General features: G+C 59.0%; 1 pseudogene. It reads right to left on the reverse strand.

What is annotated here, in order from left to right:
* Window positions 1-229, reverse strand: a pseudogene (locus ACYYG1_RS17990) (GMC family oxidoreductase); the annotation flags it as partial.

A 229-nucleotide genomic window follows, 5' to 3' on the forward strand; every position in this document is an offset into this window, starting at 1 on the left:
TCTGCCCTTTGATGGTCCAGGCGGTGCCGGAAGTGCCGAACACTTTCTCCGCTTTGTCGAAGAACGGTTCCAGCTCGTCGTAGGTCACGCCGAAGTCCTGGATGGTCATGTCCTTCGGAATGAAGTTTTTGCCGTAGCGTTCTTCATAATGGCTGCGCATGCGCAGTTCGATCGGATCGACGCGGAAATGTACGCCCGACCAGTGCAGACCGGCGCCGCCGACGCCGGT

Source organism: Desulfocurvus sp. DL1XJH-121, assembly GCF_054819825.1.